We start from the raw sequence: 20,132 nt of genomic DNA, 5'->3' as shown, positions 1-20,132 counted from the left end.
GTTTCCGGAATCGAGAGAGGCTGCGATGGCGCGTACCGACAGTGACAGCTGGGACTTGGCCACGAGTGTGGGGGCGACCGCGACCATGGTGGCGGCCCAACGTGCCCTGGCCTCCGCGGCGCCGGACAACCTGATCGACGACCCGTGGGCGGCGCCGCTGGTGCGGGCCGTGGGCATCGACTTCTTCACGCGCATGGTCGACGGCGATATCCCGGTGGTCGAAGGCGGCGAGTACGACCCGGACGAGTGGGGCCACGGCATGGCCGTGCGGACCCGCTTCTTCGACGAGCACTTCCTGTCGGCAACGCGCGGCGGCATCCGGCAGGCGGTGATCCTCGCCGCCGGGCTCGACTCCCGCGCCTACCGACTGGACTGGCCGGCGGGGACCGTGGTCTACGAAGTGGACCTGCCCGACGTGATCGACTTCAAGACCACCACGCTGGGTGACCTGGGCGCTAAGCCGACGGCGATCCGCCGCACCGTCGCCGTCGATCTGCGCGATGACTGGCCGACCGCGCTGCGAGCTGCCGGATTCGACCCGCAGGCTCCCACCGTGTGGAGCGCCGAGGGCTTGCTGATCTATCTGCAGCCCGAGGCGCAGGATGCTCTGTTCGACACCATCACCTCGCTGAGCGCGCCGGGCAGCCGGGTGGCGTGCGAGTTCATTGCCGACACGTCGGTGTTCGCCGGTCCCGAATGGCGCAGACATCGCGAGAAGATGGCGGCGCTGGGGGCCGACGTGGAGATCGGCGAGCTGATCTACCACGGCGAACGCAGCCACGTCATCGAATACCTGACCGACACCGGCTGGACGGTGACGGGCCGCCCGGTCCGCGAGCTCTACGCCGAGTGCGGCCTGGAGTACGGCGACGACGAGCTGGCGGTCGCGTTCGACGACCTGACCTACCTGAGCGCCGTTCTGCCTGGTCTGCCGGTATGACAAAGGTCACAAGACGGGGATCGCTCGGCGCGGTTTTGCGGTGTCGGCGTGACGTTGGTGTGGTGCCCCCAGCAGGGCTCGAACCTGCGACCTGCGGATTAAAAGTCCGTAGCTCTACCAACTGAGCTATAGGGGCCGTGCCGAATCAGGATAGCGCCCGCCAGATGGCGCCCCGCTTGGGACCGGTTTGAGGATTCGGGCCCCTGTGCCCTAAGCTAGCCAAGCTCCCAACGTGAAAGGTTGCGAGTGCCTCGAAGAGATTCGGTTCTGGCCCCCATCGTCTAGTGGCCTAGGACGCCGCCCTTTCACGGCGGTAGCACGGGTTCGAATCCCGTTGGGGGTACTCGCATCGTAGTAATAACGGAGCGAACAGCAAGGCCCTGTGGCGCAGTTGGTTAGCGCGCCGCCCTGTCACGGCGGAGGTCGCGGGTTCAAGTCCCGTCAGGGTCGCTTTACGCGGCGAGGCACCTGGTGCCTTCCGGCCAGGTAGCTCAGTTGGTACGAGCGTCCGCCTGAAAAGCGGAAGGTCGCCGGTTCGATCCCGGCCCTGGCCACTGAGAGAACCCACTGGTGACGGTGGGTTTTTCTGTATCCGGAGACTGCCGTCGCAAGGCCTCCGATGACCCAGAGTGACCCATTCCGGATTTAATCGCCCGCGCGGTGACCCCGTTGACCCCGCCGCGGGTCACTCCGAAGCGTCGAGCGCTCGTTGGAATCGGCCCGACAGCGAGATGGGGCGGCGGTACTCTCAGCGCACTATGGGGACGCGACTGCTCTTGGCAACTACGGTGTTCGCCGCACTGCCGATCGTGAACGCGGGCACGGCTTCGGCGAACGAGTACTCGTGCGCCAACGCCGCCGCGGCGAACGGCTACGTCAACGAGAACAAGTTCCTCGCCTATCGGGGCACCTGTCAGCAGGTATCCGAACCGGGCCGCGGCGGTTTCACGTCCGCAGCACAGGCATCCGCCTCGTCACTTCCCGCTTCTGCAGCGTATCCAGGCAACGTAGCGGGTTGGGGGATGTTTGCTCGCGGGTCGACTGTTCGCGCCCGACGAACGCGTCATCGCTGATTCATGTGCGCCCGGCGCGCCCCCAACCACGAGGCCACCCACTCCTGAAGCATGGCTGTGTGGGTGACGACGAACAGCAATGGACACCGAAACGAGTCACGACGGCCGACGTTGCCGCCGGTGCAGTGCTACGCCGCGTACGTGAACGGGCCGGACTGACGCTCGATCAGGCCGCCGAGGCGAGCAGGATCTCCAAGGCGGTATTGAGCAGGACCGAGCGCGGAGAGCGGCCGGCAAGGGTCACTGAACTCCTTCCCCTCGCCGCGGCATACGAGATGACCGCCGCTGAGCTGGCAGCTGCGATCGCGGCCGACCCCGCGGTGCAGGCCGCGGCGATGGAGTAGCTAGCTCCCGTCGGGTGCCGGTGGCCGGTACCGCTCGTCGATCAGCCTGGTGATCTCGCGGCTGGGGATCAGGGTGCGATGGCCGAGCTGGATCCCGACGATCTCTCCGCGGCGCTTCAGGCGGAAGAAGTGGGTTCGGCTGATCCTGAGCGCGCTGATTGCCTCGGGGATGGTGAGCAACTGGTCGTCATGGCCTGGTTCCATGCCGCGACCGTAGGACGAAACCCGCATGCACCGCGAGGTCTCCTCCGGTGCCACTGCATCCGTTGCGACACCGGGAGATGCATCCGACTACGCCAGGTGCCGACGCACAACCTGGAGGTCGCGCGCACGGTCACGGTCGATCTTCCGCGACTTCAGCACGAACGCCGCCTTCTCGATCACCACCAGCCGCAACCCGTGCTGGGGAATGAGGGTGCGCTTGCGGTCGTCGTAGCGGCGGCGCTGCTCACCGCGACCCATCCCCGAGACCGTGTGCCGGCGGTCGAAGAACGGGGACGGCTGCGTGTGCTGCTCCTCCTGGAACTCGACGACGAGCCCAAGGTCCGGCCAGTACCCGTCGACGGGGAGTGTCATCCCGCGGGGCAGTCGGGGCGTGGGGTCTCCGCGTAGCCAGTCGAACCGCGCCTGACGGATGCCGGGCACGCCGAGCACCTCGTCGCACAAGTCGAGGGTGTAGTGCTCGTCGGAGTCAGCGCGGCGGGCCATGGTGCGTTCTGGTCAGTAGTCCACCGCGGCGTCCGACTCGTACAGCGCCTTCGCGTCCGTTCCGGCCCGCACAGCCTTGCGTACCGACTCCTTCGTCAGGTCCAGCACCCGTAGCGTGTCGCCGACCTTCGCGACCGCCTCGATGCGTCCGTACTCGGAGCCGAACGTCTCCGCGAAGTCAGCGAGGCCGCGCAGCTTCGGCATGGCGTCCGACATGTGGTGCCCGTGAGGGTCCACGATGTTCGCGGCGATCGTCCCGTCAGCGCGGCGGGAGAAGAACAGGAAGTCCGGCCGCAGCGCCTTGAACGCGCCGCTCGACGGGTCACGGTAGGCGATCGCCAACGAGTCCTGCGCGGTGCGCGACGGGTTACGCCACCACGCGACGAAGCCGGCGGCCTTCATCTCCTGCTGTAGGACCAGCGTCTCCCAGTCGTTGAGGTTCGCCGGCACGTCACCGTTCTCGTCGCAGAGCAAGTGGTGCTTCTGCGTCGGGAGGTCGGACTCGTTGCCGGCGGCGCCGCGCACCTTGGTGTCGGCCTGCCCGGTCCGAGGCTGGGTGAGCAGAATCGGTTGCGGCTGGGTGGTCATCGACTCCAGCTCGTCGTAGACGGCCTGCCGCTCGTCGGTCAGTCCTTTGCGCTGCACCCGCGTCTGTTGCAGCCAGTCGGCGGCGAGCTTGTTCGCTTCGTCGTCGATGTCTTCTGCGACCTCGGGAACGAGTGCCAGCGCTGCGAGTTGGACGGTCGCGTCGCGGAGCTCGTCATCGTCGGCGTCGTCGCCGGCAAGGTGCCCGACGTAGGTCCGCGCGAGGTCGGCGCTGAAGATCCGGCCGGCGGCCCGGTATGCGTCCTGAATGGCACGGTGGTCGGCGGTGTCGGTGAAGGCCTTACGGGAGATGGCGGTGTTGCTGTGCAGCTTGCCGCGCAGCTCCTCGCCCTCCATCGTCATGACGTCCTTGACCGCCGCGTCGATCTTGTCCTTGTACTGCACCCGTCGCCCGTCGAGGACGGAGTGCAGGTGTGCGTGCGCTTGCTTCCCGGCGTCGGTGATCAGGTCGTCGTCGGAGAGTGCCTTGGCGATCGCGGTGAGCCGCTTGATGGGCTTCGCGGCACGCTTCGGGATCGTCTGCGCCGGCAGCATGTCGAAGCGTTCCCAGACCTCCTCGGGCACCTCCGGGTTGGGTAGGAGCGTCACTGGGTCGAACAGCACGCGCCGGCCCGGGCCACCGCCGGAGTCACCGTCACCGCCGCCGGTGGCGCCGCGCATCAGCTCCTCCGCGACCGCGGTCGCCGTCTTCCGGTCGAAGAACGGCAGCAGGCACTCCACGGAGTTCAACACCTGGTTGCCGGGGATCCGGCGCGCCAGCGGAGTACGCACCATGCGGCCGAGCAGCTGTGTGATGTGGGTGGGATCGACCGCAGGCCGGAAAGAAACGAGCACCTCCGCGCGGGGGCAATCCCAGCCGGTGCTGATCGCCGTCTTCGCGAACAGCACGCGGATCCACGTCTGCTCCTGCACGGTCTCCGGTGCCACATAGGGGACGGGCACCTGGTTCACGGACAGGTCCTGGTGCTCGCCGAAGACGTTCGCGAACGAGGCCGTCGGCAGGTCCGTCCACTCCTCGAAGACCGCTTCCACAGCCCGCGCGACCGCGGTCTGGGTCGCGGCGGTATCCCCGTCTCGCACCTGCACCACCAGTAGCGGCACGACGGGGTCCGTCTCTCCTTGTTCCTTCGCGTACTGAGCCCACGCCTTGGTGCTGGCGATCACCTTCCGCACGGCACGCTTGAGCAGCACGGTGTCGAAAGTGCGCGACTCGCTGGGGATCGACAGGACGATGTCGTCCTTGAGCAGTCCCGAGGCCTGCACCAGAGCGGAGTCCACCTCTACCGCCGGCAGTGCCACCCGCCCCTGCGGGGAGTCCTTGAACGCGTCCTCGAAGTTCTGCGTCGTCGCGGAGATGCCCCAGACGATCGGCATCGGCGGTGTGGTTCCGTGTCCGTTGACCAGACGCTGCACGATGGTCGTGCGGTCGCCGGAAGAGTTGTTCCATCCGCGGTGCGCCTCGTCCTGGACGAAGTACAGCGTGAGCCGCTCATCGGCGATCGTCTCGGCGATGACGTCGTAGATGTTGCTCTGCACCTCGTCGGGGCGCGGCACCAGTGCGATCTCGTCGGTGTCGCCGTTGCGGTCACCGCGCACGAGCCGGTTGCCCTTGCTGAGCTTCTGCGCGTTGAGGAAGTAGACGTTCCCGGGGCGCAGCTTCGGCTCGTTGAACGTGGACTCGATGATCCGCAGTCGCGAGTCGAGTTGCTCGCCACCGGCGGCTTGGATCCGCCGCCGCGACTGCTCGTTCAGGCTGGGGTCGTCGCTGAACCAGAGCACCACCGCCCCGGGGTCTGCGGCGAAGTCGAACTCGTCGCTGCCGAAGAACAGCGCCTCGATGACGGCGGCAGCCATGACGGTCTTGCCGGCGCCGGTCACGGCCGACAGCGCGAACCGGGACTTGGAGCCGAACTGCTTGTAGAGGGTGCGCGCCTGGGTGAGGTTGTCGAGCACACCCGCAACCGCACCGACCTGGTAGTCCTTGAGCGTGTACTCCATCAGGCGAACCTCCCAGAGTTGATCTCGAAGTTCCGCAAGTACGACTCGTAGAGCTGGACCGGTCGCACGCCCTTGGGGAGTTCTCGGCACACCATCTGGAAGGCGAGGTCGTCGTCGGTGACGATGTACACCATCGCCACACCCGGCGTCTTCTTCACCTCGGTGACGAAGCGGGCCGCGGTGTCGAGGTCGTCGAGTACGCCGTACACGTCCGTGAGGTCCCAGCCCTTGTCGCCGATCTCAGTGATGATCGGTCCTCGTGCCCCGGCGCGCAGCCAGAGCATCGGCGCGACCCTCGCGAAGGCGCGGTGGTGAGCCACCGACAGCGGCCCCTCGTAGGTCAGGGTGAAGAACGCCGCGTTCTCCTCGAGGCCGTCTGACATCGGGAATTCGTCGTTGAACCTGTACTCGCCCCTGACCGGCTCGCCGTCGGGAGTCTTGCCTGTGATCGCGGCGGTGATTCGCGGCTTGGTGATGTAGTCGCAGATTCCGGCCGACTCCCACTCGGGATCGCCGGGACGAAGCCCTTGCGTGCGCAGGCGGGTCTGTTCTTCGGCTGACACTTCGTTGTTGGTGACCGAGATGCACTGCCGGCGGCCGCCGTCCTGCTTGTTCAGCCTCATCACCGCGTGCGCGGTGGTGCCCGAGCCGGCGAAGAAGTCCAGGACTGTCGCCCGGGGGTTCGATCCGATAAAGAGTCGCAGGCAGTCCTCGACCGCATAAAGCGATTTAGGGTACGGGAAAGCTCTTCCGGGGAGCAGGGCTGACAAGATGCCGGTCCCACTCGACTGAGCGTTGTGAGAATCACGCGCCCACTGGGTAGTCGGTAGTCGCAGTTTTCCTGTCGGCGACTCGACGGTGACGGCTCCGCTCTTGTCACGCCCGGTCACGATGAGATTGCCATCTTCAATCGCCTTGATCTGACCGCTGGTCAGGTAGTACATCGTCGACCCACGACGAGTCGTTGACACGCGGACGTATCCTGCGTCGAGGCGCCGTCGCAAGGTTGCTGGCGTGAGCCCCCAGATCATTTCCTCGCCATCAGGCTTGAGGGGCCAGTGGGTTGTACATCCGTCGATGTCAGGAACCGATTCGCGGGGTACCCCTACAGGGATCGAGTCGCCAATGTATTCGATTCGCCCGGAGGCGCTTCCAATGTAGATCGGATAGAACTGATCGGGGCGCGACTGCGGACCGTTCCTACGTGACGACGCCTCGAATCTTCGGAGACTCGCCCACCTAACGGCTTCGGATTCGCCAGAGCTCTCCGGTGTGAGCGTCGGCCGTCCGAGCATCACCATGAAGATGTACTCGTTCGTTCTCGTCAACTCGTTGAATCGGACTGCGCCCTTCGGGTTCACGATGCTGGAGACCATCTGGATGGTCCCGTCTTGGAATAGCTGTTCCAGCAGTAGCCCCAGGCGCAGGTACTCCTTCTCGTCGATTGTCACGATGAGCACTGATCCTGCGGGGTTGAGCAGTTCGCGGGCGATCAGAAGCCGGCGCTCCATCATCGCCAACCACTTCGAGTGCCGGTAGTCGTCGTCGGATTCGACGTAGTCGTTGTTGTACTTCCAGTCCTTCGCCCCGCTGTTGTACGGCGGATCGATGTAGATGGCGTCGATCGCGTGCTGGTGCGTGTAGGTCAGCATCTCCAGGGCGTGGAAGTTCTCGGCGTTGATGACCGTGTGGAAGGGCTTGTCCCCGCCGCGTTCGACTCGACCGGTTTCGATCAGGCCGGGGTAGATGTGGTCCCGGAACTCGGCGACCACGACGAGGTCAGCGACCAGCACGGTGCTGGACTCGGGTTCGTCTCCCTGCACTGCCTCCACGAGCTTCGCTGTCCGGTTCTCTCCCCGGCCTTCGAACCCTGTGACCGTCCACAGCCGCTGGTCGCCGCGGGTTCGGCTGCCTCGCGGCGGGAGGATGTGCACCTTGTCGCCCTTGCGGACGGGTCGGCCCGCCAACTCCACGGCTTCCGGCTGATGCCGTTCGAAGACGAGTCCGAAGGAGCGACGCTTCGTGAGGGCTCGGAACTCCCGTTCCAGGTCAGCACCCAGCTGGGAGTCCGCAGCCTTAGCCTGGCGGATCAGATCGGACAACCTGGACACGCGTCAACTCCTGGTAGAGAACATATTCCAGGTAACCGTAAACGAGCAGCTCGCGGGCGGAGTCGTTACCCGCTGCGTCGTGTCGGAAGCGGTGGGGTGTACAGGTGGTACGTTCCCGTGACGGGCTACGCCGCTTCCTCGCCCCGCCGCCGCGGATGATCCTTCTGCGCGATGGTGCCGCCGGGCACTGCTTCCGCGACCGTGTGCCGTCCATGAAGCAGGTCGCTCTCCGCGCTGCCCGCCGCCGACGTGGTCTGCGCCTGCTCCCGGTCCTTTCCACCACCGCCGCCGGCGCCGCCCATGCCACCCATCGGCATCATCGGCATGCCGCCGCCCATCGGCCGGGTGCCGGTGGCGTGAGCGGGCGACGTGGCGCTGGTACCGGTACCCGTGGCACCGCTGGTCTTGGTCTCCGGTCCCACGGAGAAGGGACCGCGCGGCTCGCCGGCCCGGCCGCTCACATCCGTCGACGTGTTCAGGCCGGTGGCGGAGTTCCCGCTGGTGACGGGCTGGGCGTTCGCGGTGGCACTGGCGCTCAGACCCGTAGGCGAGGGGGTGGGGACGCCGAAACCGTTGCCGCACTTAAGTCGATCCGGGTCCGGCTGGCTCGTGCAGCTCGGGCCTTCGACCACATGGTCGCGGCACTCTCCAACCCGATGAACGGCAAGCGCCAAGCCGACGTGATCGAAACGGCAGCCGAGGCGTTCGACCGCCAGCTTCTCTATCTCGCGGCGGCGTTCGACATCTATGGTCGGCGGTATCCGCTGCTGGTCGACCCCACTCGTGACCCGAAGAAGTTCCGCTTCTCGCTGGATGGGGCTGGTTACGTCAACGACCACCTGGAGAAACAGTACGACGCTGACGCCACCGCCATGGCCGACGTGAAACGACTCCACGTGTATGCAGGTGTATGTAAGGTGCTCCGCAACCACATCCACGACGGCATCCTGCCCGTCGACCAGCACCCCGGACGCAGCTACGGCAACTCGGTGAACATCGCCTTGAACCTGGATCTCATGCCCGAACTCCTACCTGGAGCTGACGGCCGGATGACGCAGGACCATTACGATTCGCTCGGTGTATGGCGCGCTGATCCCGCCGAAGTGTTCGGAGCGCCGGCGGTGGTCACGGACCTCGCAACCGCCGGCTTCACACTTATGGGCGCCGGTCTCGCGCTCGTGGAGGCGTTCACCAAGCTGATCGTGCGGAACAAGCCGAAGACGGCGTCGGCGCCGAGTCCTCTTCTCGGGTGCGTCCAGGCGCAGCCGGGTGAGACAGAGCCACCGCCGCCTGAACGCGCAGTGCTCTATCATGCGCTGTTCGGGTGGCACGCCGCTTGAGTTGCGTCTGCACCGCTGGCGGCAGTCGGGGTCAAGTGCCGCGCGCCGTGTATTCCATTTCGCCGGGGTTACGCAGCTGGAAATCGGCGAACGAGGTGGTCACCAATTCATCCACGCCCGTGCGCCATTGGCTCCCTGGTGAGATCGCTTCCAGTAAGACGGTGATGACGCAAATCGTCCCGTACACGCGCTCGATCTGCACCTGGTCGATCGGGAGTGCATCGAAGTCGGTCAGGTGGCGCACCCGCGAGGATGTACCGATCGGGGTGAGGCGGCGATTCCACAGTCGGCCGTGATGAGCACAGATGTTGCGGACGATGGACATGTGCTCCAGCCAGTTCACCAGCGGGTGGTTATCGCGCCAGCGGCGGCGCTGGCTCTTAGACGCCGACGGGTGCGGACTTACTCCGAACCAGTCGCCGATGGCTTTCTGGTCGATGGATTTCAGGCCCGCGTACAGCTTCGAGAGGTCGGAGAAGTCCAACACGTCCGTCAGCACCCAGATCGGCAGTTGCCCACCGTAGACGGCATCGTGGTGATCGACGAACTCGTCGCGCCCGCGGGCGCGGTCCACGCGTCGTTGCGCGGTCCGGTGCCAAGTGGCGTGATCGAAGGTCGGCCGGAAATGCCGGGCATCGGTGTGCGCCATTGGGTCGATTGCGCCCAGTTGGTGTCCGATCTGGCTCCGCAGCGCGACTTCGATGCGTTCCAATCCGCTTTGGACTTGCGTCTTCAGATGGCGATCGAACTCGTAGAGGCCGACGACTTCTCCGAATGTCGTGCCGTCCACGAAGGTGCTGAGCCGGCGGGACTGACCAGTCGTGTCGAGCTCTCGGAAGGGGTACCAGTACCCGCTCAGCCGGTAGTAGCCGACCGCTGATAACCAGTGAGCCGCCGATGCGTCGTCAGCGACATTCATGCCGCGAAGCGTCAACTTGGCGATCTGATCGGTGATCGACAGCCAGGGCTTGATCGGCTGGACCGGCATGGAGAAACGATAGCGAAAAGAAATCCGGCCCACTCCCGAGACATGGTCTCGGTGCGGGCCGAACGATTGACTTCACTATACCCCACAGCCGAGACAGTGCGTCCGCTCCGAGTCACGAGACCTCTCGGTGTTCGACCCCGGTGGCAACCCCGCCACCGCCGTAATCCAGACCTTCCGGGTAATGGCGCAGGTTGAACGCACGCCAACGGTGGTGTGCGGGATGGATTCAGGATATTGCACGGGCCAGTTGGGCAGCGAAACCTGGTCCGTCGTTGACCAGGGCGTAGCCGCCGGCCAAGCCGCCTTGGTTGCAGAGCGTCCGTCGTCGCCGCACACGTCGATGCTTCACGGCACCGGTATCCCGGTCGATCCGGGGGACCAGGCGGACGGCCACTCGCGGAACGATGTCGGTGGGGAAGCGGTCGGTCGAGTTGCCGTAAACCGCCTGGCTGCGCGACCAGCGCCGGACGATTCGGCGTGCAGTCAGGTACGCATCCTGCGTGACCTCGACGACGGCGGTGGCCTTCTTGAGCCCGTAGACGCCCCAGAACCGGCCGGGGCCACGTCCAGGCCGCCGCCATAGTTCGGGAACGATGTGTTGATATTCCTTGTCGCCGTCCAGGTTTGGTGACGAGTGCTTGGTGAAGTAGATCGCCAGGCGTTTGGGGTCGCAGGCTTTCAGACCGTTGCGTACGTCGATGGCGGTGCCGGCGAGCCGATGGCGGGCCTTTTCCTCTGGGGCGGGATGGTCGACGACCTGCGCCCACACTTCCGAGAGCCACTGAGCGAAGCCGCGGCCCGAGCGGCCCGGCCGCATCGGCGGTGTCATCCACAGGTGGATGTGTGGTGCGCCGCGCCGCTGAAATTCCAGCTTCCAGATGTAGCGGGCCGGCTCGCCGTACTCACGTTGAAAGCGCTTGCGCCACAGGATCATGTGCCGCTTCACGCTGGCCCCGTCGGGGGCGACGACTTCCCAGTCGCCGGGATAGGTCAGGGTGATCATCGCCGGTACCCGCCCGGACTCCACCAGCGGCGTGTAGTCCAGTTCGGCGAAGGTGCGACACATCGCAGCACGCGACTTCCGGGACCATTCAGTGATCGACCGGCCAGGCGGGTCAACTTCATTCCGGCCGGATTTGATGCGGTCTTCCTCGACCGCCACGTCGAACCGGTGCCGATCCACCTCGTGTTCGGCTGCTCTTTCGGCGCGGACCGGATTGGCCCAGCTCAGGCGGACTACGCCCGGGCCGACCGTGATCCGAATCCGCCCGGATTCCGGTTCTACGCCGAGTCGGTCGCTGCCGCGTGCCCACGGCGCCGCCGGCTCGAAGAGGCCCGCTGCGGAAGCGACCATCTCGGGGCTCGGGAACCGCAGCCGCAGCGCATCTACGACCGACCAGACCGCGTCATCACCGGACTCGGCGTCGTCGCGGACACTTTTGGGACATATAACAAGCCCGGGAGTCCCAGCCGGAACACGACCTCCGCCGCTACCGCCTCCCGGCCGGCTGTCGCGCCCTGCGGCCTGGCGGCCTCGGGAGCTCGCGGCCTCCCGGCGTCCGCGGCTCCGGCCGTGTTCCGGCTGGCCGTTCGGGTGGTGGCTGGCCAAACGGTGGACCGCTGCGCCGCCGTGGGTATCGTGCCCGCCGGTCGATCCGGTGATTCTGGGCATCCGGTACCTGCTCCCCGGGAGCCCGCGGCGCGCATCACGAAGTGACGGGCCGTCGGGGAATCCCTGGTCGGGAGTGCGAGCACCGTGTCCGGTTCATGTCCGCTCGTCGGACAGACCTGATGCGTCAGCACAGCTCAATGCGGCGCATACGACGCACACAATCAGATAAACCGCAGGTCAGTGGCTATCTCGTCCGCCTGAAAAGCGGAAGGTCGCCGGTTCGATCCCGGCCCTGGCCACTTCAGAAGCTAATTCAGGCTGGGCACTGCCCAGACCTATCCCTTTACGCTCCAACTCCCCGCAGACGACCGCCGGCGTCAGCCCGCGCAAGCAGCCGCCTGTTGCCGACGCGCGCACCGCAGAACCGAGCCTGCGGTCAGGCACACGGGCTTGTCGCGATCTGCGACCTCGATGGGCAGATTCGCAGCACAGCGCATGACCATCAAGGCCAGAGCGGTGCGGGTCGCGTATGAGATGACGAGCAGATTCACGCGGGCCTGTTCGCCGCCGATCGTCATCACGTGTTGGGGTTTGCTCTCCCAGCCCGGCCAGTTGAGGTCCGGTGGTCGCTGCAGCGGTGACCAGTTCACGGTGATGGCGGTGATGTCGCCGAGCAGAGGTGTCAGGACCGAGACAAGGTCTGGAAGCTCATTGGTGATGCGATCTACGCGCGGCCACCACGCGCCGTCGATATCCTGGCCGAGCTTGCGAGCCACCGCGACGCGGACCGGGCGGGCCTGGCGCGTGCTTCCCATCGAGGTGATCATCGCAGCTGCGCCGAATGTTGGCAGCAGTTAGGCCCCGGTTTCACTATGTTGCGCAACATATCTCACAATCCCCGGCGCTTACGCCCACGTTCGGATTCGTCTGGCTGCGGTTGCGGCTAGGCGGAGGAATCACAATTGCCCGTGGGGTCGCCCGGCGAGAAACAGGGGGGACCATCACCGACGATGAAATGGCTCACCTCTGACGGTACGCGGTCGGCAGCGTTTCGGGGACAGTTCGGCACAAGCCGAAGCGGCCCCAGGAATGCCGGGCACCACCGGAGCGGCCCCATAAACTAAGCCGCTGTGCACCCTGACTTGGCTCGGCGAGTGTCGGCGATCGGCGCCGTAGCCGTGATCGCTGCTGCCGGGCTGCCGAACGCCTCCGCGGTGGAGGACAAGATCCTGCTCGGCGGTGGCGCGGCGATCGTGTTGCATGACGACGCGTTGTGCACGCTGACCACCATCGGCCGCGACGGTGCCGGCAGCCTGGTCGGCTTCACCGCGGCGCACTGCGGCGGGCCGGGTTCGTCGGTGTTGGTCGAGGGTGCTGAAGACCACGGTCCCGTGGGCTCCGTCGTGGCCGCCGACGAGGGCCTCGACTATGCGGTGATCGAATTCGATCCGGCGAAGGTGGCCTCCATCGCCGACTACGAAGGCTTCGGCATCTTCGGCATCGGCTCCGCCGAGCCTCCTGCGCCCCCTGCGCCCCCCGAGCCCGCCGAACCGCCGGCCGCCGAGGCCGAGAGCCCAGAGCCCCCCACGGAGCATGGGGCGGTGCGGCACGCCTGCAAGCTTGGCCGGGGCACCGGACTGAACTGTTTCGACATCGGACCTACAGGCGTGGATCCCGGGGACGAGGAGTGGTGGTTGCCCGGTGATGACGGGGCGCCGGTCACCGTCGACGACTTACTCGTCGGGATGGTCCGCGACGGCGCCGTCCCCACCGGTCCGCTCACCCAGCCCGGTCCCGGGATCGTGCTGTTCGAGGCGATCCTCGATGACGTGGACGCCAAGGGCGGGCCGGGTGCCGGGTTCGGGGGCCGCTCCTAGACCTCAGCTCACCGCTCGCAGGGACTCGGCGGATGCCGACTGGATCTGGCGCCGGGCCTCAACCAGCACGGCTCGGTCGGCTTCGCCCAAATACCAACGCAGCACCGCTCGCTCGACCGCCGGGACCTGCAGCAGCGCGAACAGGGGCAGGGTGGCCAGCCGGGTCAGTGACAGTGCCGGGTCGGTGATCGCCGACAGGCGATGCAGCCGACGCGACGGCTTCGGCAGGGCCGCATAGGAGACCAGGGTCGACAGCACCAGCAGCACATCGTTGGTGGTGGCCACCACGTCGGACCAGGAGTCGGGCAACAGCAGGGCCGCGGCGGTGCGCAGCCGGGCGGATTCCCAGCCGGGCCGGGTCCCGAACTTCGCCGATATCGAGCGGTAGTACTGATCGACCTCCGTAGCGCTCATCGGCACATCCTCGGCGGGCACGCCCATCATGACCGCGATCTGCGACATCTCGGCGAAGTACTGGTCGCGCTCGGATTGATCGAGTCGGCGCGGAGGCCGGCGGCCGTCGAACGCGAAGCGCTCGTAGGCGATCAGCGCCGCATGCGAGATCGTGACCGCGGCGAACAGCATCGACTCGGGCGACGTTGCCGAATACGGCGTCCGGCCGTCGGCGCCGACACCAGTCATGGGCCGGTGATAGTTGAAAAGCCTTGTGGCGCAGCTCCAGGCTGCCTCGTTGTCGCCGAACACCATGGGCAGTGGAACGGACAGGGTTCGCCGCAACCGGTCGTGGAAATGACCGTCCTTGCGCCGGCCCGCTCCGCGGCTGCCCCGTTGCCGCTTCTTATTGGTGGGGAACAGCGGGTCATGGTCGAACAGCGCGGCCTGAAAATCCAGGTGCGGAATCTCGAGCAGATTGGTGATCTGAGCGATCATCAAAGCGGTCGCCGGGGCGGTCAACACCCGCCAGGACACCGAATGCGGGCCGAAAGAGGCCGCCGCGTCGGCATTGGTGCGGGCATCGGTTTCCGTTGCGTCATCGGCCACGGGAACCGAGTGTTTTCGGTGATGTCGGGATTGTCAACCACCTACTGCGGTGGCCGGTTCGGGGCGATGCGCAGCTCGGTGCGATCACGCAACGGAACCGTCAGGTGTGCGGCGCCACCGGCGTCGGCGCGAAGCGTTGCGGTGCAGCCTCCGGTGACCACGTATTCGGCCTCCGGGGTGAGGTTGCCGATCCCGAGTGTGGCCGTCACCGGACCGTCCCCGGGACGCAGAACGAGGTCGAGTGCGGACCCGTCGCTGACCGCGCGTGCCACGAGAACATCCGGGTAGGCCGCCTGCGCCAGGACGGGCCCCCTGCGCCAGTGCTCGGCACGGTCTTGGCTGATCAACTCGCTCATGCGTTGTGGCCCACCGAATCGGGCCAGCGCCAGGTAGGTGTTGGCCAACACCGACAGATTGCTGTGGCGGGCCGCGCCGTGCTGATAGATCAGTGGATAGCGCTGCTGCACTGAGTTGTTCACCGCGGTGGCGATGTCGTGGTCGCCGAACTCGGTTGCGGCGTTGGCCAGCATTCCGTGGGTCGGGCCGCCGCCGCTGCTGCCCATCTTGTAGTTCCCGACGTCGATCAGTTGTTCGGCCTTGCCTTTGATGAGGATCTGGCCGTCGGTGCCGATCGCGAGCAGCTTGGTGCTCACCGTGTCCCAGGTTTGGCGAGCGATGTCGGGCATCAGGCTGTGCAGCCAGTAGGCGATCCAGGCGTCGTTGCCGGTGATCAGGCCCGGCAGGGCCATTCCGAATGCCGTGCGAGCGACCACGAACCGGCCGTCCGGGCGGATCCAGCCGTCTCTGGTGTAGCTGGTGCGGACTGCATCGATGAGGTCGCAAGACCAGTCGGTGCCATGCAGTCGGTCATGCATGAGCAAGCCGTTGAGCGCGAACGTGTTGCACAGCGGATAGATCAGGTGCGGCTCACACGGGTACTGCGGGCAGTGGGGCCGCTTGCGCATGTTGCGCACCATCGCTTCGCACAGCGATCCGAAATCGTAAGGGTAGCTGCGTCGTTTACTCCACCGCAGCTCCAGTCCGCCGGGATCGCTGAAACTGCGGTCGTTGTTGAGTGATTCGTAGAGCCCGATCATGACGGCGAGGTAGCCGGAGTACATGACGTTGTCGTGCGCGATCGGGTCCGGGTCCCAGCGGCCGTATCCGGCCAGTTGCTCGTAGGCCCAATAGCGCCACACCCGGCGATCGCGCATCTTGTGGATGGCGTTGCGCTGTGCCTCGGCAAGGTAGCCGGTGAAGGCCGGGGTGCGGGTCCGTTGGGCCAACGACAGCGCCCACCCGACATTGTTGAGTTGATAACGCAACGCGCCCAACAGAAATTGCTCGGTGACGGTGAAGCCGTCGAACCGGTCCAGCGGTTGCAGCGTCAGGTCGAGCAGGTAGCGCAGTACCGCCAGATCTTCGACGGTGGATTCGGTGACGGTGGTGTTGATGGCGACCGTGGGGGTCGAACTCATGGCACGCTCCCTTGTAATTGCGCCGCACTGGTGGCAAACGTGAGCTCCAGTTCGCCTGGTTCGTTGTCCTCGTCGAGTGGGCGCACCGGCAGCGTCAGCCAGCCGGCGACCGCGAGCGCTGCGCCGCTGCTGTGGAAGACGACATCCCACCAGGTGGAGATATGGTGGGCCGTCATGGCGCCGTGAGCGCTGTGCGCCCCCAGGGCGAAAGCACCGAACAGATGCATGTCCACCACGCCGAGCACAAACCACGCCACCCCGATGCCGGCCAGCGCACCACCCACCCGCTCCCGGACGGTGATCGCACGGGCCCGCCGGCCCAGGCTCTGCCGCCACGCCAGGGCACACAACGCGGCCGCCGCTGTAAGCCACAGCGTCGTGCGCACTGCCCACGTCGTGGTGTCGGCCGTGCTGTGCGCCAGACCGGTGGACAGCAGACCGGCGATGACCGCGAGATACGAGAGCATTCCGGCGGCGATCGCGGACAAGGCTCGCTGGCCGTGTCCGCTCGGCGCTCGCGGGGTCGCCGGCGTACGCGGCGGCACGGCCTCACCGGTCGCAGATCGGCGTGCCGGTGGGGCGAACTGGTCCAGCGATCCCGGCCGACGACGCGTCAGCCACAACCGGATCCGGAACACGAGCGCCATCACAGAACCGGCGACGAGGCAGCACAGCATGGCCCATGCACCTCCCTCGCCGAAAAGGTTGGGTGAGCTGGCCTCAGCGTCAATGGGTGGGCGATTGCCCAGCCATTACGTGGCAGTGGGCTCCGTGCTGCTGGGCGCCTCAGGAGCCGGGGTGGGAGTGGCTTCGACGGCAGGGGCCCACACCGAGGGGTCTTCGGCCGGGAAGGTGCTGCACTGCTCGGCGATCTCCGGAGCGGCCGATTCCTGGGCACGGAACAGCGCCGCGTAGTACGGGAAGACCACGGCGAGCTGATCGACCTCGGTCTGTCGGCCGGCGGGGTCTTTGGCCAGCAGATTCTTCAGCCGCAAGACGATCTGGTCCTTCAGCACCTGGGGCTCTTGATTGAACTTCGTCACGAACTCGTCGTAGGCCGGCGGGTCGACGACCTTGGTCGCGGCCAACAACTGGTCCACTGAGCACTGGGTGGTCAGAATCGGTTCCGGAACCGCGTTCGGGTCGTCTGCGGCGGCGACGCCGGCGCCTGCGGCCACCAGGCCCGCCCCAACTGCTGCAAGGCTCGCGGCGCGCGCGAACCGACTCACTGTGGATGTCATGGGGGCGGACGTTACCAGTTGCGGTGTTGCCGGACTCCCGATTTCAGCCTTAACAACCGCGGGCTCAGGGTCGCAACGTCTCCGGGCAGATCTCGGCCTGCGCCGCCTGAATCTGAACGTCGGCGGCTTCGGGGCTGTAGTAGAAGGTGTTGGTCAGCTGGCGCACCAGATCGCCCGGGGAGATGCCGGAGCGGTACGTGCCGGTGTGGCCATACATCCGCAATTGGGCGCAGATGTAGTGCCCCGAGGTCACTTTGACGTGGTCGGTGACCGGGATCGCCACCGGGGCGGCGTTGACCCGCGCCAGGTAGCTCGCGTCGTCGGCGTGAGCGGCCGGCGCGGCGCTCAGTGCCACGGCGGCCAGCAGGGGTGCGGCGATCCGGACGGTCACATGCATGATGTCCATGGTGCCACCGCCACCCGGCGACGGGGCGACTCTCGGACGGCCCAAATACCCGCGCAGCACCGCGCGCCTGGCTAGGGTGCCAGCCATGGCAGTCAAGGATTCCCGCGAGGTGGTCATCGAAGCGAGCGCGGAGGAGATCTTCGATGTCCTCGCCGACGTCGAATCTGTTCCGTCCTGGTCGCCGCAGTACCAGAGTGCCGAGGTGCTCGACACCTACGACGACGGCCGTCCGCGTCGGGTGCGGATGAAGATCAAGGCGGCGGGCCTGACCGATGAGCAGGTCGTCGAATACGCCTGGACCGACGACAGTGTCGGCTGGACCCTGGTGTCGGCCGGCCAACTCAAGTCGCAGGAGGCCAAGTACACGTTGACGCCGCAGGGCGATAAGACCAAGGTCCGATTCGACATGGCCGTCGACCCCTCGATCCCGCTCCCCGGTTTCCTGCTCAAGAACGCTCTCAAGGGCGGCATGAAGACCGCGACCGACGGCCTGCGCACCCAGGTGCTCAAGCTCAAGAAGGGCCGCTGACGCCAAATCCTGCCGCCGGCAGGACGCGGCGTTAGGCTCGGTCCAGTGGCTGTTCGAGCATCGCGGGAAATTGTGATTGACGCGCCGCCGGAGACAATCCTCGACGCGCTCGCTGATGTGTCCGAGTTGGCGTCGTGGTCGCCGGTGCACAAGCGGATCGAAATCCTCGACAAGTATGAGGACGGCCGTCCTCATCACGTGCTGGCCACCATCAAGATCCTTGGCCTGGTGGACAAGGAGATCCTGGAATACCACTGGGGTCCGGACTGGATGGTCTGGGATGCGCAGGCGACATCGCAGCAGCGTGCCCAGCATGTCGAATACACCCTGACCCGGGAAGGTCCCGACAGCACCCGGGTGCGTTTCGACATCACCGTCGAACCGTCCGGGCCGATCCCGGAGTTCATCGTCCGGCGCGCCAGCAAGCTGGTGCTGAGCATCGCCACCGAACAGCTGCGTCAGCGCATCATGGGCGACAACACCGCTACCGAGCCGTAGCCGGCCCGTCGCGCAGTACCTCCAGCCGCCGGATCGCCTCGTGGAGGGTGTCCTCCCGCTTGACGAAGGTGAACCGCACCATGTGATTCCAGACATCCGGAGCGCTCGCTTCCGAACCGGGCACGCAGAACGCCGACAGCGGGATCGCGGCCACCCCGGCCCGGTGGGGAAGTTCGGCGCAGAACGCCGTGCTGTCGTCGTAGCCCAGCGGCCGCGGATCGGCGCAGAGAAAATAGGTGCCGAAGCTGTCGTGCACCTCGAATCCGATGCCCCGCAGGCCGTCGGCCAGCCGGTCCCGGCGGGCCTGCATGGTCGCGCGCAGTGCCGCCACCCAGGCGTCCTCGGAGTTCAGCGCCAGCGCCACCGCCGGCTGAAACGGCGCCCCGCCGACATAGCTGAGGTACTGCTTGGCGGCCCGCACTCCGGCGAGCAGTTCCGCCGGTCCGCAGGCCCAGCCGATCTTCCAGCCGGTGCAGTTGAACATCTTCGCCGCGCTGGAGATGGTGATGGTGCGCTCGGCCATCCCCTCGAAGGCGGCCAGGGGGCGATGGGTCCGTCCGGAGAAGACCAGATGCTCATAGACCTCGTCGGAGATCACCAGCAGATCGGCTTCCACCGCGATGCGGGCGATCTCGGCCAGCTCGGAGTCGGTGTAGACCGTGCCGGTCGGATTGTGTGGTGAGTTGACGATCAGCGCCCGGGTCGCGGGACCCACTGCGCGGCGCAAGGCGTCAACGTCCAACGCGAATCCGCGCCCGTCGGGCACCAGCGACACACTGACCCGGCGTGCCCCGGCCATGGCGACCACGGGTGAGTAGGAGTCGTAGAACGGTTCGAGCAGCACCACCTCGGAGCCCGGCTCCACCAGGCCGAGCACTGCGGCGGCGATGGCCTCGGTGGCGCCGACGGTCACCAGAATCTCGGTGTCGGGGTCGTAATCGATCCCGTATCGGCGGGCGCGCTGCCCGGCGATGGCTTGGCGCAGGGCCGGGATGCCGGGACCGGGCGGGTACTGGTTGACGCCGTCGGCGATCGCGGCCCGCGCGGCTTCGAGCATGGCGGGCGGTCCGTCCTCGTCGGGGAAACCCTGGCCGAGGTTGACCGCGCCGATCCGTGCCGCCAGCGCCGACATCTCGGCGAAGATCGTGGTGGCATAGGGCTCCAGCCGTGAGACCATCCGCGCCGTCATGGAACCCGAGCCTAAAGCGGCTGCGACGAGGCCGAGAGAGCGGCCGGGCATAGGATCCAGACGGACCAACCATCCGGTTGATAGGCCAGCCTGTTAGGCTGCGAAACAGAGGTCTACGCTCCCACCTGGGGGCACCACCCGCTTGCGGGGGAACGCAGTCGATCCGCATCGAACACCAATACTGAAGAGGAA

The 20,132-nt window shown here is 66.6% G+C and carries 19 protein-coding genes, 5 tRNA genes and 1 pseudogene; 10 read left to right on the top strand and 15 right to left on the bottom strand.

Annotated elements, in window-relative coordinates; all coding sequences use genetic code 11:
* Window positions 1-25: 25 nt before the first annotated feature.
* Window positions 26-940, top strand: coding sequence for an SAM-dependent methyltransferase (locus AWC18_RS06715; RefSeq protein ID WP_085138167.1), 915 nt, complete (start codon window positions 26-28; stop codon window positions 938-940).
* Window positions 941-1,000: 60 nt separating this feature from the next.
* Here AWC18_RS06715 and AWC18_RS06710 read toward each other — a convergent pair.
* Window positions 1,001-1,076 (bottom strand) — tRNA-Lys (locus AWC18_RS06710).
* 134 nt (window positions 1,077-1,210) lie between these two features.
* Between AWC18_RS06710 and AWC18_RS06705 the strand changes: the two genes are divergently transcribed.
* The 4 genes from AWC18_RS06705 to AWC18_RS06690 all read left to right on the top strand — a co-directional run bounded on the left by AWC18_RS06705 (window position 1,211) and on the right by AWC18_RS06690 (window position 2,357).
* Window positions 1,211-1,283 (top strand) — tRNA-Glu (locus AWC18_RS06705).
* A gap of 33 nt (window positions 1,284-1,316) precedes the next feature.
* Window positions 1,317-1,390 (top strand) — tRNA-Asp (locus AWC18_RS06700).
* A 30-nt stretch (window positions 1,391-1,420) separates the two neighbouring features.
* Window positions 1,421-1,494: transfer RNA gene (locus AWC18_RS06695), tRNA-Phe, on the top strand.
* 578 nt (window positions 1,495-2,072) lie between these two features.
* Complete coding sequence (locus AWC18_RS06690) at window positions 2,073-2,357, top strand: helix-turn-helix domain-containing protein (RefSeq protein ID WP_085138166.1); 285 nt, start codon at window positions 2,073-2,075, stop codon at window positions 2,355-2,357.
* On the opposite strand, the gene AWC18_RS06685 is transcribed toward AWC18_RS06690, so the two are convergent.
* From AWC18_RS06685 to AWC18_RS06665, 5 genes are all read right to left on the bottom strand, one after another.
* Window positions 2,358-2,561 (bottom strand): helix-turn-helix domain-containing protein, encoded by a 204-nt coding sequence (locus tag AWC18_RS06685; RefSeq protein ID WP_085138165.1) that lies wholly within the window; start codon window positions 2,559-2,561, stop codon window positions 2,358-2,360. It lies immediately after the preceding gene.
* An 87-nt stretch (window positions 2,562-2,648) separates the two neighbouring features.
* Window positions 2,649-3,065: a hypothetical protein gene (locus tag AWC18_RS06680; protein ID WP_085138164.1), complete on the bottom strand. Its 417-nt coding sequence runs from the start codon at window positions 3,063-3,065 to the stop codon at window positions 2,649-2,651.
* Window positions 3,066-3,077: 12 nt separating this feature from the next.
* A complete protein-coding gene (locus AWC18_RS06675) occupies window positions 3,078-5,669 on the bottom strand; it encodes a DEAD/DEAH box helicase family protein (RefSeq protein ID WP_085138163.1) in 2,592 nt (863 codons plus the stop codon).
* Window positions 5,669-7,780, bottom strand: a complete 2,112-nt coding sequence (locus AWC18_RS06670; RefSeq protein WP_085138162.1) for a site-specific DNA-methyltransferase — start codon at window positions 7,778-7,780, stop codon at window positions 5,669-5,671. Before AWC18_RS06670 ends, AWC18_RS06675 begins: the two co-directional genes overlap by 1 nt.
* Before the next feature lie 125 nt (window positions 7,781-7,905).
* Window positions 7,906-8,241 (bottom strand): hypothetical protein, encoded by a 336-nt coding sequence (locus AWC18_RS06665; protein WP_234806445.1) that lies wholly within the window; start codon window positions 8,239-8,241, stop codon window positions 7,906-7,908.
* Window positions 8,242-8,436: 195 nt separating this feature from the next.
* On the opposite strand from AWC18_RS06665, the gene AWC18_RS06660 reads away from it, so the two are divergent.
* Window positions 8,437-9,120, top strand: coding sequence for a hypothetical protein (locus AWC18_RS06660; protein ID WP_133054986.1), 684 nt, complete (start codon window positions 8,437-8,439; stop codon window positions 9,118-9,120).
* 31 nt (window positions 9,121-9,151) lie between these two features.
* Here AWC18_RS06660 and AWC18_RS06655 read toward each other — a convergent pair whose 3' ends face one another.
* Together AWC18_RS06655 and AWC18_RS06650 are read right to left on the bottom strand one after the other, a co-directional pair.
* Window positions 9,152-10,108 (bottom strand): Abi family protein, encoded by a 957-nt coding sequence (locus AWC18_RS06655; protein WP_085138160.1) that lies wholly within the window; start codon window positions 10,106-10,108, stop codon window positions 9,152-9,154.
* 226 nt (window positions 10,109-10,334) lie between these two features.
* A pseudogene (locus AWC18_RS06650) lies at window positions 10,335-11,780 on the bottom strand (rolling circle replication-associated protein).
* Window positions 11,781-11,954: 174 nt separating this feature from the next.
* Here AWC18_RS06650 and AWC18_RS06645 point away from each other — a divergent pair.
* Window positions 11,955-12,019 (top strand) — tRNA-Phe (locus AWC18_RS06645).
* A gap of 78 nt (window positions 12,020-12,097) precedes the next feature.
* Here the strand turns inward: AWC18_RS06645 and AWC18_RS06640 are convergent.
* Complete coding sequence (locus AWC18_RS06640; RefSeq protein ID WP_082961170.1) at window positions 12,098-12,535, bottom strand: DUF5994 family protein; 438 nt, start codon at window positions 12,533-12,535, stop codon at window positions 12,098-12,100.
* Window positions 12,536-12,850: 315 nt separating this feature from the next.
* Here AWC18_RS06640 and AWC18_RS06635 point away from each other — a divergent pair, with 315 nt between their 5' ends.
* Window positions 12,851-13,597 carry a serine protease gene (locus tag AWC18_RS06635; protein WP_234784514.1) on the top strand — a complete coding sequence of 249 codons (747 nt, stop codon included), beginning with the start codon at window positions 12,851-12,853 and terminating at the stop codon, window positions 13,595-13,597.
* A 3-nt stretch (window positions 13,598-13,600) separates the two neighbouring features.
* On the opposite strand, the gene AWC18_RS06630 is transcribed toward AWC18_RS06635, so the two are convergent.
* The 5 genes from AWC18_RS06630 to AWC18_RS06610 all read right to left on the bottom strand — a co-directional run bounded on the left by AWC18_RS06630 (window position 13,601) and on the right by AWC18_RS06610 (window position 17,811).
* Complete coding sequence (locus AWC18_RS06630) at window positions 13,601-14,599, bottom strand: oxygenase MpaB family protein (protein WP_085138159.1); 999 nt, start codon at window positions 14,597-14,599, stop codon at window positions 13,601-13,603.
* A gap of 41 nt (window positions 14,600-14,640) precedes the next feature.
* Window positions 14,641-16,077 (bottom strand): linalool dehydratase/isomerase domain-containing protein, encoded by a 1,437-nt coding sequence (locus AWC18_RS06625; protein WP_064998722.1) that lies wholly within the window; start codon window positions 16,075-16,077, stop codon window positions 14,641-14,643.
* Window positions 16,074-16,724: a hypothetical protein gene (locus tag AWC18_RS06620; protein WP_133054985.1), complete on the bottom strand. Its 651-nt coding sequence runs from the start codon at window positions 16,722-16,724 to the stop codon at window positions 16,074-16,076. The genes AWC18_RS06625 and AWC18_RS06620 overlap by 4 nt, the downstream gene beginning before the upstream one ends.
* A 105-nt stretch (window positions 16,725-16,829) precedes the next feature.
* Window positions 16,830-17,318, bottom strand: coding sequence for a DUF5078 domain-containing protein (locus AWC18_RS06615; protein ID WP_085138157.1), 489 nt, complete (start codon window positions 17,316-17,318; stop codon window positions 16,830-16,832).
* A 64-nt stretch (window positions 17,319-17,382) separates the two neighbouring features.
* Window positions 17,383-17,811, bottom strand: a complete 429-nt coding sequence (locus AWC18_RS06610; RefSeq protein ID WP_234806443.1) for a DUF732 domain-containing protein — start codon at window positions 17,809-17,811, stop codon at window positions 17,383-17,385.
* Here AWC18_RS06610 and AWC18_RS06605 point away from each other — a divergent pair.
* A complete protein-coding gene (locus AWC18_RS06605; protein ID WP_064998726.1) occupies window positions 17,810-18,253 on the top strand; it encodes an SRPBCC family protein in 444 nt (147 codons plus the stop codon). The two genes, AWC18_RS06610 and AWC18_RS06605, sit on opposite strands and share 2 nt — an antisense overlap.
* A gap of 45 nt (window positions 18,254-18,298) precedes the next feature.
* On the top strand, window positions 18,299-18,751 hold the full coding sequence (locus tag AWC18_RS06600) for an SRPBCC family protein (protein ID WP_064998727.1): 453 nt from the start codon (window positions 18,299-18,301) through the stop codon (window positions 18,749-18,751).
* Here AWC18_RS06600 and AWC18_RS06595 read toward each other — a convergent pair.
* Window positions 18,738-19,928, bottom strand: a complete 1,191-nt coding sequence (locus tag AWC18_RS06595; RefSeq protein WP_085138155.1) for a pyridoxal phosphate-dependent aminotransferase — start codon at window positions 19,926-19,928, stop codon at window positions 18,738-18,740. The genes AWC18_RS06600 and AWC18_RS06595 overlap by 14 nt on opposite strands.
* Window positions 19,929-20,132: the final 204 nt, after the last annotated feature.

This window comes from Mycolicibacter nonchromogenicus (genome assembly GCF_002101775.1).
In the GTDB taxonomy this organism is placed as follows: Bacteria; Actinomycetota; Actinomycetes; order Mycobacteriales; family Mycobacteriaceae; genus Mycobacterium; species Mycobacterium nonchromogenicum.
Note: the sequence above shows the minus strand (reverse complement) of the source record. Positions and strands in the feature narration are given on the sequence as shown.